Origin of the sequence: Methylomicrobium sp. Wu6 (assembly GCF_035916875.1) — a bacterium.
Lineage (GTDB): Bacteria > Pseudomonadota > Gammaproteobacteria > Methylococcales > Methylomonadaceae > Methylomicrobium.
On the sequence record NZ_JAXUHN010000063.1, the window covers coordinates 19288 to 34162 of the forward strand.

The window sequence follows — 14875 nt, forward strand, 5'->3', positions numbered from 1 at the left end:
CGCTGGCAAAACCATAACGGGCAAAAACTCCGGTCATGCAAAAAAACTTGAAACACAAAATTTTTGTTTTATACTTTTGAAAGCACGTTATTGATTCGTTATTTTTTAATATAGCGCTATCGTTATACCCACCCCATCCGCCGCTTGTGAAGCGCCCCTACGCCATCACGGCCGATGTCGGTGGAGTAAAAAAAGGGGTTAATACGCAAGGCAATGTTTTCTGCCGGGAGATGGCTCCCGAAAAGGGAGCAAGAGTTAGGCGGAATAAAGTCAAGGTCAAGCTTAAGTTTCTAAGCCAAAAACCTTTGTGGATACTCGCTGTGTTTTAGGCGAGTAAATAAAAATAATAAAAAAACTATCCATATTAAGAGTGACTGAAGGATGGCTATGCGTAATATCGGCTTATTCGAATCGGAACATCATCGTTTCATTTCGTTCAGCGAAAACGAGCTTACCGAAGAAAACGGCGTTCGCTCCATCCGGTATTCGGTTATGCACGACGATGCCGGCGTACTGCTCGATCCGGGAGGTTTTGGCGGAATGCCCCGCGCACTTGCCGAGGCGCTCGGCTATCTTAATCCCGGCCCAAGACCGGCGATCAACCTTTCACATCAGAATCCCGGCATTATCGGCGGACTTGCGGCCCGGCCTGATCCTTACGACTTTCCAGTCCATGTTTCGCAAATCTGGCTGCGTTTTTTGCCGCACTACGGACTCAAGGGCATAAAGCGGTTTGCCGGTATAGCGGACGAAGGCATGGTCTGTGGACCGGAACGAGGCTTCCGGTTGAAAATCCTGTCGGCACATTTTCAGCCTTCGAAAATTCGAGTTAACGCCTACGGCGCACAGTCCAAAATTTTGTTTACCGGCGACATTGGCGCAGCAATGATGCCGAGTGACAACGATGATCCTTCCGTTGGCGATTTTGTCAGCCATCTTCCCTCCATCAAAGCATTTCATCAGCGTTACATACGCTCTATCAAGACCATACGTTGCTGGCTACATAGGATTGCTGGCCTGCAACCTGCAAGGCCGGCTCCACAGCATGACCCTATCTACAGAGATGCGTTGATAGGGCACTTCCTTTCCTGGATCAAGAATCTTCAAGGCGGTATTGATTTGATGCAGGGTGGCGGACGTTTCGCGATGCCACTTACCGAGCACACTATTCTCCAATTGCAACCGTCAATGTATTTTTTCGTATCGATAGGATTATGAATACTAAATCAGATAATTATTTTGATGCATTGCGTATCCAAGTGGTCACCCAATTGGCTTCATTGCTGGAAAGCCAGACCCGCAATCAGATTTATGTCTCGAATATTGTGGAAATGATCCACAACCTGCACTACGAAATATCAGCACAGTTGGCAGTTGCACAGAAAATTCAAAATCTGCCGAATTACGATGCACCGCTAAGCAAAATAGCGGCAGACTATGCACGAATGGGTGAGTGCCTCAAACTGCTGTTAAGCGAACGCGTCAAGCAATGGCTGGTAGACAGGCAATATCTGCAAACGCTTATGCAAGGGTTCAACATTACGATCGACCAACTTTCCGAAACCCTTATCGAAAAACGACTTTTCGATCGACAGAAGCAGATTCTTGAGCGCATCGTGCTATCGCATGAAAGGGTGATTCACTGGAAAGAATTCGTCCAGGAAATTCTCAGAGACTTCCATCAGACCTTTCCATTCAATTATTTTTTTATCGCTTTCAGAGAAGAAAATGAAAAATCGCTGCATGTCTTTTATGCGGGGGCTTATTCGAAATCATTTCAAAGTCAGGTACACACTGCATTGACGCAGCATCTCTCCAAAGCATTTCAACTTCACGACGCCCTGTTCGCGCTTGAAGAATTTACCCTGGACATCATCAATGCCGAACCGTATTCGGCAAGCAATATGCCGCTACTAACAGCCGCTATCCCTCAGCATGCTCCAGGTGTTAGTGGGCTAGTGGGCATGGCCTTTGCTCCCGGCAAGAAAATTACCGCGCACGAAGACAGCATCATCCATTCCATTCTCGCGGTTCTGGTTATGGTCGTTGGCTCCAGCAAAGCCTTGTCACGCACTTTGTCGGAACTGCAATACGCTGCTCTTCACGACCCGCTGACAGACTTATATAACCGTCGCCATTTCAAAAGAATGCTCGAACACGAGATTAAATGCTCGGAACGCAACGACAAAGGCTTTTCGTTATTGTTGCTGGATATCGACAACTTTAAAAATATCAACGATACCTATGGACATTCTATAGGCGATCAAGCGCTGCGTTCTCTGGGCGGAATACTTCTCAATCATAGCCGCAAGAATGATTTGGCGACACGCATCGGAGGCGACGAATTTGGGATTATTTTGACTGAATCAGGCCGCACAGGCGCAGCGCGTGTCGCCAATAGCGTCCGAGCGAAACTTAAAGAACTGATTTTCACTTCAAGCGAAGACAAACCGTTTCACATTACTGTGTCGATCGGAATTGTGACTTATCCCCACGATGGGGGTAATGCTCACGATTTATTGGCAAGCGCCGACCTAGCAATGCACAGCGTCAAAAAAAACGGTAAAGATGCAATCTGCAGCTTTCATCAGGTTACTGACAGAACGCAATTGAAGCGCAATAATCCGGACAAAGCTGAATCTCTGCGCGTAGCGATGCGCGAAGACCGCTTCCTTTTATATTTTCAGCCGATTATCGACTGCCAAACCGGAGCCATATTTGGTTACGAAGCATTAGCTCGACTCAAGGATCCAAACGGCAACATCATTTGGGCTGACAGTTTCATCGAAACCATCGAAAGATATGGTCTTGCGTGTGAATTTGACCGCACCATTATCAACAAGGCTTTCGAGATACAGAGCACTTGCGGAGTAGCGAACTGCAAGCTTGTAAAACCTAAAATGTTTATCAATCTCTCCGCCCAGGAGATTGAAAGCGGGGGCATTCTCGGCTATGCCGAAGAATTGGGCGAACACATGAGGATTCCACCAAGCAGCATCGTTTTTGAAATCACCGAACTCGATGCGATCAAAAACATAAAAGAAATGCGCCGGTTTATCAATCGGTTGCGAGACAAGGGGTTTGGTTTCGCGCTGAACGATTTCGGCAGCGATCATAACTCTTTCCACTATTTACGCGAATTGCGCTTTGAGTATGCAAAAATCGACGGCGCATACGTGCGCAACATGTTGAACTCCAAAATCGATTACGCACGAGTGCATAACCTGTTCAATCTTTGCCGAGATTTAGATATCGGCGTCATCGCCGAATATGTCGAAAATAAGGAAATTTATGAAACGTTGCGCGACATGGGCGTCGATTATGCGCAAGGTTTTTATTTAGGAATGCCGCATCCGAAAATAGATTGCCGAATGTATTACCCCCCTTCTTGGAATGCCGAATCCTCGGATTATCACAAATGCCCCATCAGCCTGGAAATCGAGAAAATATAATGTTTTATCACCAGGATCGACTTTCCGCCTTGAACAGCGATAAACCACTTAAAGAAAAATTGCTTCATGTCCACAATTTGATCCATGAAGAAATGCCTTTTATCGCTCGCATTTCCGTTGCCTTATACGACCCCAAGACTGCCATTATTAAGACCTATATGCACAGCAGCGGCAAGGAGGATCCATTATCCAATTATCAGGTACACCTGGATGATGCCCCTTCTCTCAAGGAAATTTTACTTCAAGGTGGTCGCCCGCGCGTAGTGAATAACATGGCGACCTTCGAGAACGGCATCCGGGAACATAGCAAGCGTCTATGTCGTTCGGCTTATATGGCGAGTTATACCCAGCCTATTTATTGCAATGGCGTGTTCGTCGGGTTTCTTTTTTTTAATTCTCTAAAAACCAAGGTATTCACGGAAAATATCCTGAATAAACTCGATTTATACGGACATTTGATTTCGTCGCATGTAGCCAACGAATTGTCCACCACACAGATATTAACCGCGACCATAAAAACCACGCTTCATATTACGCATTTCCGCGACCCGGAAACTGGCAGCCACTTGGACCGGATGTCGCGCTATGCTCGGATCATCGCCGCATCGCTGGCAAACAAATACCGTTATGACGACAATTTTATCGAACACGTTTATAGCTTTGCACCATTACATGATATCGGCAAAATTGCCATTCCCGACAGCATATTGCTGAAAACCGGCCCCCTCAATGCCGATGAAACAAGAATCATGAGGAACCACGCTTCGCTCGGTAGAGAGATGATCGACAACATCATGAAATATTTCGATCTGGGCAATTTGGAAAATGTCGAAATTCTGCGCAACATCGTTGAATATCACCACGAAGCCGTCGATGGCAGCGGCTATCCCTACGGTTTAAAGGGACATAACATTCCACTTGAAGCCAGAATAGTCACGGTTGCCGATGTCTTTGATGCGTTGACTAGCAGACGCCCCTATAAACCTGCCTGGAGTAATCAAGAGGCTTTAACCTGGCTCCAACAAATGGCAGGAATAAAATTCGACAGGGACTGTGTCGACGCTTTATTGCAAAGCCTAGAGTCAATAAAACTTATACAACAACAGTTTCAGGACGATTACCAGAAATTCCAAGATGATGATTTGGAAAAACAATCATGGAAGGCGCGAACCGGCACTTCCATTTCCGTAAATTCCCCTGTATTTTTAGGATGTTGAGATTTTATGAACAAAAAAGAGCTCAAAATCATTGTGGTCGGCAGCGTCGGCTCCGGCAAATCAACTTCGATCAGGACTATCAGTGAAATACCTGTAGCCGGCACTGAAGCCTCGGCGTCCGAAAGACAAGCCTTACACCGCAAAGAGACAACTACCGTTGCCATGGAATACGGCATTGTGCATATAGAAGGTGCTAAGCTGCATCTTTACGGCACGCCCGGGCAGAGACGCTTTGATTTTATGGGGTCATTGCTATGCAAAGGCGCTTCGGGCATGATGGTCATGATCGATAATGGCGGCGACAATCCTATGGAGGAATTGGATTATTATCTGAAATTTCACGGCCATTTTTTAAAAGACAAACCCGCCGTAATAGGTGTAACCCACTATGACGACACACGCACCGATACCGGATTGATCGACTATCACAATTATTGCATTTCGAAAAATTTCAATATTCCGGTGATGCGTTTGGATGCGCGCGAAAAGGACCATGTCGAGAGAACCATGAGACGCTTGCTGACCGAAATCGAGCGAACGGAAAACTACAATTTCAAACTAACCGGCTGAGGGCATTGCCCGCATATAACGCCAGAAGAGCCCGCAGAGACGAATTGAGCTTGCCATCCTTGGCGCCGACTACCTGCTTCCTGGCCGGTAGTCGGTATTTTTACACGATGGGTCATCGTTAAAAAACCCTCCGACCAAGTGCTTGCAACTTCGACAGCCCCTTCTTTATCATAGACATCGATAAAATATCAATGAATTGTGTAATTTTTAGAGTCTCCATATTCGTGAGGCGTCTCTTTAAGATTGCGTTTGGCTTTTATTGTTGTCTCGGTCTGCATCTTGGCCCAAATGCTATCGGCTGTTTGCTGCTTGCTGCTGTAGAAAACGATTGGAATGCTTCTTGTTTCTGGATCATTACGCAAGCAGAGCACGACTGAATAACTATCAACTCCCAGCGACACAATATTCATATAAATGAAATCGGGCTTTTCCGATTTGGCTTTCTTAATAGCCTCATTGCCGGTCTTCGTGATTATCAAACCACAATTTGCGCTTGCCAAAATATTTTTTAGATACTCGGGGTCCGTAATCGATTCATCGCAGAATAAAATGTTTTGTGTTGCCATGGCATATCCTTTGGTTTAGTTTATAAGTCACTGTTGTTATTAAAAACTGAATGATGTTTGCCGAGGCAAAAAATGAAAACACCGGATTCCGTTGTTTTAAATTAAACTGCGCTACGGTTTTGGTTTTTTTCGTCTTCCGGCTTTATAAAACAAATTTTCAAGTACCGGCATGTAATCTTGTTTTTATAGCGTTTACTGTCATAAAGCGATACGCCGCGCCTGCCGGCATTTTAAAGGTCCAGAATTGACTTTTCTGTAGCGTACGGTTTATACGAGCAATATTAACGCCACGCTTTTCCTATCGGTTGAACCAATGTTGCATTCCGCATTGACTTGCCTGCAGCACCACTTGCAAGGTGCTTCGCTCACAATATACATTATAAAACAAATCTGTTTTGTTTTATAATGTATATTAAATTTATTAATCAAATTTTTTCCGCTTAACCATCGTTTCGTCCATGCTCAACCCCAAAAGCTTAATTTAAAAAAGCCACGACTCGTCGCGAGTTGACTACCGCGCCCCCCTGCCCCATTCGATACAAGGAAGCAAGGAAAGAGAATTTTAGAAAAAGCAAGCTGCGGTAAGATCCTGAACTTCAAACTAAAAAACACCAAATACCCACGCAGTAACAACAAACCTGACGATCGTATTAAGTGCAATTCATTTTTACCGATTTTCAGCATTTATAACCGCACGGATGATAAAAACATTACAAAACAAAATGTTATAACCACACACTATTCATGCTATTATTGAAACTGCCCAAAGAATTCACTCGCTTTAATAGCTATATTAATTAAACCGATTTACGTAACGAGATAATGAAAGACGATATCGGAAGTGTCTTTGCCGTTTACAATTCAGGCCTGCTCTGCCGCCAAAGCCTGAAATACAGCTTTGTTGCAAGGCATGATTTGTTGGAATCGATTCTTGCAGATCTTCAGCCCAAAAATCCGCAGCATCGGTTGCTGTCAGGCTTGCACGGCATGGGAAAAACCACGTTACTGCGCCGTATCGCCGTTGCAATCGAGGAAGAGGAAGCATTAAACAACGAGTGGCTGGCATTAACGTTTCCCGAAGAACAATATAATGTTGCTTATCTAGCTGATCTTTGGCTCAATTGCCTTTATTCGTTGATTGAAGTAATGGATCAAGGCGGCAAGAAAGAAGCGGCGCGGCAACTGGAAGACAAAATTGCCTTACTGCCCAAGCACGACGCGTCCAATGCTTTAAAGCTGTTGCTTGATGAAGCCGACAAAAATCAGAAACGTCTATTGATGCTGATTGATAACTTCGATCTGATATTGCGCCGCCTCAAAGATGAACGGCGACTATTGTGGGAGATACTCAAAACCGAATCCCGTATTGTGGTTATCGGCACCAGCAATTCCGGTATCATCACAAACGAAGCAGATTACGAAACGATTGCCGGCATTTTCAAAATGGACCTGCTTAAAGGTTTGAGTTTGGATGAAACGATAGAAACGCTGCGCAAGCTTGCGGAGAGCAACAATGCCCCGCACATCCTCACGTTGATCGATAATGATCCCGGTCGCATCAAAGCACTGCATACCCTTACCGGTGGCAATCCGCGCACCATTGTGCTGCTGTACAAAGTACTTAAACAAAATCTGCAAAACGGTAATATCCTGAATGACTTGGATGGCTTGCTCGATCGCGTTACGCCTGTTTATAAAACGCGCTTCGAAGAGTTTCCCCAGCAGGCCCAGCAATTGGTCGATGCTTTAGCGTTGCATTGGGACCCGATTACCGCGCATCATCTTTCTGATTTGTTGGATTGGCCCGTCAATCAGGTATCGGCGCAGTTAAGCCGTCTGGAACAACAAGGCGTGGTTGAGAAGCAACCCCCCCCCACGGGTAAACGTGTTGCATTTCAACTCGCCGAACGGTTTTTCAATATCTGGTATATGATGCGTTACGGCCGACTTCGTTCACGGCAAAAACTGCTCTGGCTGGCTCGTTTTTTGCGGATTTTTTGCCATGCCAGCGAACTGCAAAGCCACGCCGGACAATGTTTAAGCAAGGATATTCAACGAAGTTCGGAAGCCGGGTACAGTATGGTTCTAGCGCACGCCGTCGATGATGCCGGCTTGCGCATGGCACTCGAAAATCAAGCATTAGCCGCGTTGCTTACGATTCAGGATACCCATAATAAAATCCAGGATTTATTGGATTTCGATATCATGGGTTATCACGATACCGAACTGGGACCCCGCTTGAAACGCATGATGCATATGCGTGAAATTCGCCAACTTTTCCAGACCGCGTTGGCGGTACAAGAAACCGATTTCGATAAACAACACTGCACAGAGTTATTTTGCGGCAGCTTAGCGCTATTGAAAGAGGAAAAGGATGCGACAGCCCGTTTGTCGGCTACGCTATCCAGCACTCAATGGGAATATTTGTATGCCATTTTACGCAGTGAATATCAACAACATTCCACCGTATTTGGGCCGAGTATCGGTCGTTATTACAGTGCCGTTGCCGCGGGCGAAATAGCCGGCTGCAACGATATGGAAGGAGCGCAGGCCGCTGCCCTGAGATACGGTTTCCCCGAGTTATTGGCCATTGCAGCTTACTTCAATTTTCCTTGCGAATCCTGGCCGACGGCCGTGACGCCCGAGGTGTGCAAAAAAGCATACCATGCGCTCCTGGAAAGTCATCAGTCCGCGACACTGTGGAACAGTTTTGGAACTTTTCTACAGCTTGAACCAATAAACTTCGCGGACGCGGAATATGCCTTCCGCCAAGCCATCGTTCTGAATTCGGAGAATGCTGAATACTATAACAATTTGGCTCGACTGCTGTTACAGCGTGGGGACAATTTAACGGAAGCCGTCTGTCTCGCGGAGCGCGCCGTCATGCTGGACGCAAAAAACTTTCATGCCTTGTACACGCTGCTTGCCCTACTCCTGCATACAAACCGCAAAACAGACTTTGATATGCATTTTCGCCGATACCTGGAAGAAGGATGCGATGATTTTCATCAATCTTTCTGGACAAATACGCTGAATTTGTTAAAACAAGCGCTGCATAAGGATAAAGAATGGAAACAACTTTTGCTGACTTTATTTGAAAGCGGAAAAGCGGGGCAGCGCTGGCGGCCATTGCGTGAGGCCTTAATGGCAATTTCGTGCGACAATCCGCTTTACTTGAATGGCATCGCACCAGAGATCCGCGAGCCGGCGACTAATATACTCAAAACCTTGCTGCCGCCCGTTAACCCTATTAGCTAATAATAGAAGAAAAACGTCAGGAATTTCATTCCTCGGTCAAGCAATATGCCGAACCAGACAGGCTTGCACCCATGCCGAAAGACATTCTACCGATTCGAAAATTGTCAGCGGCTGCTGTTTGCGTTTTGAGCGACTGCCTCACTGGCGGCAACGCTATGATACTGCCAGAATAATTGCTGTTCTTCCGCGATCACCATTTCGACACGCTCGACCAGCAAGCGGTAAGCAATTTCTTCGTCGGCCGCCTGCGTGTAGTCGCCGGCATTGTTGATGTAAAGCCGATATTCCCGCTTCATGCCTTCTTCGGCTTTCCGGTAGGCCTGCCAGGTTTCATTCGAGCGCAGCAGCGTATCGACCGACCTCAGCACTGTCACACCCGCGCCCAGCAAGGCGGTTACGCCGGCAACCCAAAATTGATCGGCAAATACCTGGATCACCGAAATCAGCGCGCCGATCACGATGACCGCTATCGCGAAAAACAAATGCCTGTACTTATGCAGCCCGGCCTTGCTCTGATACCAGTTCCTTTGACCTTCGAGAACGCTTTCGAAATAATACGCGGCCTTTTCCTTGCGGCTTTCGATGACCTGCACCCATGGAGCAAAAGAATTCGCTTCTTTCGATTGGTTCGTCATGACATTTTCTCCGCACAAAAACCCGCTTGATTCCGTAACAACGCAATAGTCCGATGCATTTCGACCTGCCTTACCTGAAGTCAATCATACAACCCTCGCCGCTGATCCGTGTTATTGACGCCGAACTACCCGAAACTATCGAATTGTGGATCAAACGAGACGACAGACTGCATCCTATCATATCCGGCAATAAATGGCGCAAGCTGAAATTCATCCTCGATCACGCATTCGCATTACGATCGGACACGCTGATCAGCATGGGCGGCGCCTATTCGAACCACTTGCATGCGCTGGCTTATGCAGGGAAAGTGTTGGGTCTTAAAACCATCGGTTTTATTCGGGGCGAACAGCCGCCAGAATTAAGCCCTACCTTGCACGACTGCCGGAGTTGGGGCATGGAACTGCGTTTCATCTCGCGCACCGATTACCGATTGCTCAGACAATACCGTGAACCTTTTGACCTGCCGGGCATCAGAACGGGACAATATTGGCTGCCGGAAGGCGGCGCGCAGCCCTTTGCACTGAAAGGCGTCGCAGAGCTGGTCGAAGAAATCGGCATGCCCTTCGATGTACTGTGCCTGCCCTGCGGCACCGGCACGACACTTGCGGGCTGCATCGCCGGGCTCGACGGCGCGCAAACAGCGCTCGGTTTTGCTGCGCTCAAAAACGCGGATTTTTTGATAGCCGACGTAGAAGAACTGTTGCTCAAGCCTTACACTAACTGGCGCATCAATCAGGATTATCATTTCGGTGGTTTCGCAAAAACCACGCCTGAATTGATCGAATTCATTCGCGCTTTTGAATTAGCCCAGCAAATCACGCTCGAACCGGTTTATACCGGGAAAATGCTTTATGGCTTGTACGATATGATCTCCAAGGGTTATTTTGAGCCGGGTCAGCGCATCGTCGCGGTGCATACCGGAGGCTTGCAGGGCAGGCGCGGATTCAACAACATATAAACCCTGCCTGACTGAAGAGAATCAACGATAGAACACGATGGATAGACAAATGGAACCCGAATTGATGGAAGACCCGGACCAGGTAAAAGCCTATGCCGAAGCCGACTTCGAAATTCCGCATCGGCAATTCATCGACCGCCTGCAAGATTTTGTTGCCGAACCGAATTTCAACGGCGCCGCGCTCGATTTAGGCTGCGGGCCGGGCGACATCTTGGTGCGCTTCGCGAATGCCTTTCCGTTCAGCAGGATCGATGCGGTTGACGGCTCCCGGGCGATGCTTGAACATGCGGAAACCTTCACCGCACCGATCAAAGACAGAATCCGCCTGATTCACGGCCACCTGCCTTTTGTGATATTGCCGCAACAATTTTATGCGATCATATTCTGCAACAGCTTGTTACATCATTTACCCGACCCGCAAATTCTGTGGCAAACGATCAAAAACGCCACTCGGCCCGGCGCCCGCATCGCGGTGATGGATTTGCTGCGGCCCCCTACCCGCGAGGCAGCGGAAGCCCTGGTCGAGGCTTATGCGACAAATGAAGCGGACATTTTGAGGCGCGATTTTTATCATTCGCTGCTGGCCGCCTTTACGCTCGATGAAATCGCCGGCCAGCTAAGGGAGGCCGGCTTGCCGCTGGAAATCGAGCAAATCAGCGACCGTCACGTTTTTATCAAAGGCATCATTGCCTGATCCGTTATCGTTAAGGACCCTCATGGACACTACCGAAGCCATCCCCGCCATCGACCTGCAAAAACCGGAATTCTATATCAACCGCGACGCGAGCCTGCTGGAATTCAATAAAAGAGTGCTGGCACAAGCCCGGAATGAACATATGCCGCTGCTCGAACGGCTCAACTATCTGTGCATTTCCTGCTCGAACCTGGACGAATTTTACGAAGTCCGGGTTGCATCGGTGATTCAGATGGCTGCGATCGACCCAAAGGTGACCGGTTCCGACGGCCTGACGCCGAACGATCAATTGGAGCTGATTTCGATCAAGGCGCATGAGCTGGTCGCCGAGCAATATCAGGTGCTAAACGAAATTTTGATTCCCAAGCTCCGCGAGCAAAACATCAAGTTCATCCGCCGTAAAGACTGGAATGAAGCGCAATTGAAATGGCTGCAAACTTATTTCAATGAAGAAGTGCTGCCGATTCTGACGCCGGTCGGGCTGGATTCCGCGCACCCTTTCCCGCGCATCCTGAACAAAAGCTTGAACTTCATCATCTCGCTGACCGGCAAAGACGCCTTCGGGCGCAACAGTGGCCGCGCGATTTTGCAGGCCCCGCGCGCACTACCGCGCATCGTGCAACTGCCTGCCGAGGAAACGCATAGCGGCCCACATGATTTTGTGTTCCTGTCGTCGATCATTCACGCCTTCCTCGATCAATTGTTCAACGGCATGAACATCAAGGGATGTTATCAATTTCGGGTGACTCGCAACAGCGACTTTTTCGTCGATGACGATGCCATTGACGATCTTCTTCTCGCGGTCGAAGGCGAACTGGCGATGCGCAATTACGGCGATGAAGTCCGGCTCGAAATCGATGCGAACTGCCCGGACGAAACGGTCGCCTTTCTGCTCGCCCGTTTCGAAATGACGAAGCAGAATTTGTTCTTGGTCGATGGCCCGGTCAATCTGAACCGATTGCAAGAAATGATCCGGATGGTGGATCGCCCCGATTTAAAGTTTGTTCCATTCAAACAAAGTACGCCGGCCCAATTCGCGCGCAACAAGGACATGTTCGCCGCAATCCGCAGGCAAGACATTTTGTTGCACCATCCGTTCGAGTCGTTTTCGCCGGTCGTCGAATTTCTGCGCCAGGCCGCGGCTTCGCCGGAAGTGTTGGCGATCAAACAAACCCTGTACCGGACCGGCGCCGATTCGCCGATCGTAAACGCACTGATTAAGGCAGCCCGGGCCGGCAAGGAAGTAACGGTCGTGATCGAGCTTCGCGCCCGCTTCGACGAAAAGGCCAACATCGATTTGGCCTCGAAACTGCAAGAGGCCGCGGTGCATGTGGTGTACGGCGTCGTCGGCTACAAGACGCATGCGAAGATGTGTCTGGTGTTGCGCCGGGAAGGCAAGGAATTGATCAACTATGTTCACCTCGGCACCGGCAACTATCATCCGAAAACGACCGAGCTTTACACCGATTACGGCCTTTTTACCTGCGACAAGGAGCTGGGCGAGGATGTCCGCCGCGTCTTTGCCCAACTGACCAGCCTGGGCAAGGTGACCAAGCTGAACAAACTGCTGCAATCGCCGTTTACGCTGCATAGCGGCATCCTGGAAAAGATAGAGCGCGAAATCGACTTTGCCAAGAAACGCAAGCCGGCGAAAATCGTGATCAAAGTCAATGCGGTGGTCGAAGAACAGGCTATCCAGGCGTTATACCGCGCCTCCCAGGCCGGCGTCGAAGTCAAACTGATCGTGCGCGGGATTTGTACGCTGCGCCCCGGCATTCCTCGCGTTTCCGAAAATATCGAAGTGCGCTCGATCATCGGCCGCTTCCTCGAACATGAACGCGTCTATATTTTTTATAATGACGGCAATCAGGAAATTTATGCGTCGAGCGCCGATTTGATGAACCGGAACATGTTCCGCCGCGTGGAAGTATTTTTCCCGATCGGCAATAAAAAGCTGCAAAACCGCATCCTGCGCGAGATCGATTTGTATCTGAATGACAATACGCAAGCCTGGATCCTGCAGCCGGACGGCCATTACCGGCGTATAAAACGAACCGAGGACCAGGAACCGGTGCAGGCGCAAACGCAGCTGCTGCAAGAAATGCAGGGTTGACTGACGACCGGGTTTGAGTCCGGATTAGTCGCGCGGCTGTTACAATGGTTCGGCAATTTTGTATCGCCTGACTGAATTTAAACCCGATGCATAGAGGTCATGAGCATGATAAAAGAAATAGCGCAATTGGGGGCCGCCGTACTGCGGGTGCACGCCCAACCGGTAATCGACATGAACGGCGATGAAACGCGCGCACTGATCGCGTCGATGAAAGCCACTCTCGCGAATACCCAGGGCGTAGGGCTCGCCGCGCCACAAATCGGCGCGTCCCAACGCATCGTGATCATCGCCTCGCGTCCTACCCCGCGTTACCCGAACGCGCCAATGATGGAACCCACCGTGATGATCAATCCTTCTTTCCAGCCCGCGTCGGATGCCAAAGAAAAAGGCTGGGAAGGCTGCCTGAGCATTCCGGGCATTCGCGCACTGGTCCCAAGGTTCAAAGAAATCCGCATTGGCTACACCGACGAACAGGGCGCTTTCATCGAAGCCTGTCTGCACGACTTCATAGCCCGCGTTTTTCAACACGAATTCGATCACCTGAACGGCCTGGTTTTTCTGGACCGGGTCGAAAGCAACCGGGACATTTTTTCCGAAAGCGAGTATGCGAAATTGCTGAGTTAGGGCATCCCTAAAGAAGGCCCGACGATTCAACTGGATATTGGGATAGTTTTATATCCAACCATTTTCAACAACAGGCTGTCGAAAGACATCAAATCGACCCGGAATGCCAAATGCAAAGAGACAATGATCCAGAAAATCACTTGACAAGCAGATGCAAGGTCGATTCTTGGGTTCACCATTCGTTTTTAATCGCTTTTGTTTTATCCATGGCGTATGCTAAAAACGTCACTAAACTCATGACCGAATAGGCAAAAAAAGGGCAATAGATTACGCTGATCGATGATCAGCCAAACCGAAAATACCATAGGAATCAACGCGATCAGTACAAAACATATTCCGCCGTTTATGTTTTCCGGCATTCTGATAACGCGGAACGCTTTTGGGATTGGACGCACGTAAGGTGGGCTGGCCTTGGATATAGGTATCGTAAACCCTGATCTTTCCATCTTTATCGGACATGAGTTTGTAGCAAACATTGTCGCCGGCTTGAGGTTGATAACCCGATGTTTGACCCGAATAAGTGCCTCGCAGAAAGTTGATTGGCGTTAAACTAAAAGCTTTTTAGAACCAGCAGGAAACAGAGTTGGCAAGGGTTGCCCATTAAAACTATCAGAAAACGATGACGCATGTTTGCGAGCCATCGTTAAAAAAGGATCAGATTGGCAAGAGCGCGAGCGTGCCGAGACGATTTTATTGCTCGCCTCGGGCGCCAGTGTAAAAGCCATCGGAAAGCAGCAAAGGATATGCCGTGAGGCGGTTCGAATTCGACGGCGTAAATGGCTGGAGT

The 14875-nt window shown here is 48.6% G+C and carries 12 protein-coding genes; 9 read left to right on the plus strand and 3 right to left on the minus strand.

Going from position 1 to position 14875, the window contains the following annotated elements; all coding sequences use genetic code 11:
- Positions 1-381 precede the first annotated feature (381 nt).
- From U2W12_RS07200 to U2W12_RS07215, 4 genes are all read left to right on the plus strand, one after another.
- Positions 382-1218 (plus strand): MBL fold metallo-hydrolase, encoded by an 837-nt coding sequence (locus U2W12_RS07200; RefSeq protein WP_326499990.1) that lies wholly within the window; start codon positions 382-384, stop codon positions 1216-1218.
- Between the two features lie 581 nt (positions 1219-1799).
- On the plus strand, positions 1800-3452 hold the full coding sequence (locus U2W12_RS07205; protein ID WP_326499991.1) for a bifunctional diguanylate cyclase/phosphodiesterase: 1653 nt from the start codon (positions 1800-1802) through the stop codon (positions 3450-3452).
- A gap of 29 nt (positions 3453-3481) precedes the next feature.
- A complete protein-coding gene (locus U2W12_RS07210; RefSeq protein ID WP_326499992.1) occupies positions 3482-4669 on the plus strand; it encodes an HD domain-containing phosphohydrolase in 1188 nt (395 codons plus the stop codon).
- A gap of 6 nt (positions 4670-4675) precedes the next feature.
- Positions 4676-5239, plus strand: coding sequence for an ATP/GTP-binding protein (locus U2W12_RS07215; RefSeq protein WP_326499993.1), 564 nt, complete (start codon positions 4676-4678; stop codon positions 5237-5239).
- Between the two features lie 188 nt (positions 5240-5427).
- On the opposite strand, the gene U2W12_RS07220 is transcribed toward U2W12_RS07215, so the two are convergent.
- On the minus strand, positions 5428-5805 hold the full coding sequence (locus U2W12_RS07220) for a two-component system response regulator (protein WP_326499994.1): 378 nt from the start codon (positions 5803-5805) through the stop codon (positions 5428-5430).
- An 822-nt stretch (positions 5806-6627) separates the two neighbouring features.
- On the opposite strand from U2W12_RS07220, the gene U2W12_RS07225 reads away from it, so the two are divergent.
- Positions 6628-9063, plus strand: a complete 2436-nt coding sequence (locus U2W12_RS07225; protein ID WP_326499995.1) for an AAA family ATPase — start codon at positions 6628-6630, stop codon at positions 9061-9063.
- A gap of 104 nt (positions 9064-9167) precedes the next feature.
- Here U2W12_RS07225 and U2W12_RS07230 read toward each other — a convergent pair whose 3' ends face one another.
- A complete protein-coding gene (locus U2W12_RS07230) occupies positions 9168-9698 on the minus strand; it encodes a DUF4231 domain-containing protein (RefSeq protein ID WP_326499996.1) in 531 nt (176 codons plus the stop codon).
- Positions 9699-9751: 53 nt separating this feature from the next.
- On the opposite strand from U2W12_RS07230, the gene U2W12_RS07235 reads away from it, so the two are divergent.
- The 4 genes from U2W12_RS07235 (at position 9752) to def (ending at position 14088) form a co-directional block, all read left to right on the plus strand.
- On the plus strand, positions 9752-10657 hold the full coding sequence (locus U2W12_RS07235; protein WP_326499997.1) for a pyridoxal-phosphate dependent enzyme: 906 nt from the start codon (positions 9752-9754) through the stop codon (positions 10655-10657).
- 37 nt (positions 10658-10694) lie between these two features.
- Entirely contained in the window at positions 10695-11351 is a 657-nt protein-coding gene (locus tag U2W12_RS07240; RefSeq protein WP_326499998.1) for a class I SAM-dependent methyltransferase, read from the plus strand.
- A gap of 22 nt (positions 11352-11373) precedes the next feature.
- Positions 11374-13464, plus strand: coding sequence for a polyphosphate kinase 1 (gene ppk1 / locus U2W12_RS07245; RefSeq protein ID WP_326499999.1), 2091 nt, complete (start codon positions 11374-11376; stop codon positions 13462-13464).
- A 105-nt stretch (positions 13465-13569) separates the two neighbouring features.
- Entirely contained in the window at positions 13570-14088 is a 519-nt protein-coding gene (def, locus tag U2W12_RS07250; protein ID WP_326500000.1) for a peptide deformylase, read from the plus strand.
- A gap of 545 nt (positions 14089-14633) precedes the next feature.
- Here def and U2W12_RS07255 read toward each other — a convergent pair.
- The coding region (locus U2W12_RS07255) for a hypothetical protein (RefSeq protein WP_326500001.1) at positions 14634-14875 on the minus strand (242 nt) is incomplete at its 5' end.

What these genes read in the sequence shown, in the direction of transcription:
- def (WP_326500000.1), top strand. Translation starts at nt 13,570, where the DNA reads ATGATAAAAGAAATAGCGCAATTGGGGGCCGCCGTACTGCGGGTGCAC.
- U2W12_RS07240 (WP_326499998.1), top strand. Translation starts at nt 10,695, where the DNA reads ATGGATAGACAAATGGAACCCGAATTGATGGAAGACCCGGACCAGGTA.
- U2W12_RS07220 (WP_326499994.1), bottom strand. Translation starts at nt 5,805, where the DNA reads ATGGCAACACAAAACATTTTATTCTGCGATGAATCGATTACGGACCCC.
- U2W12_RS07215 (WP_326499993.1), top strand. Translation starts at nt 4,676, where the DNA reads ATGAACAAAAAAGAGCTCAAAATCATTGTGGTCGGCAGCGTCGGCTCC.
- U2W12_RS07200 (WP_326499990.1), top strand. Translation starts at nt 382, where the DNA reads ATGGCTATGCGTAATATCGGCTTATTCGAATCGGAACATCATCGTTTC.
- U2W12_RS07230 (WP_326499996.1), bottom strand. Translation starts at nt 9,698, where the DNA reads ATGACGAACCAATCGAAAGAAGCGAATTCTTTTGCTCCATGGGTGCAG.
- ppk1 (WP_326499999.1), top strand. Translation starts at nt 11,374, where the DNA reads ATGGACACTACCGAAGCCATCCCCGCCATCGACCTGCAAAAACCGGAA.
- U2W12_RS07225 (WP_326499995.1), top strand. Translation starts at nt 6,628, where the DNA reads ATGAAAGACGATATCGGAAGTGTCTTTGCCGTTTACAATTCAGGCCTG.
- U2W12_RS07235 (WP_326499997.1), top strand. Translation starts at nt 9,752, where the DNA reads ATGCATTTCGACCTGCCTTACCTGAAGTCAATCATACAACCCTCGCCG.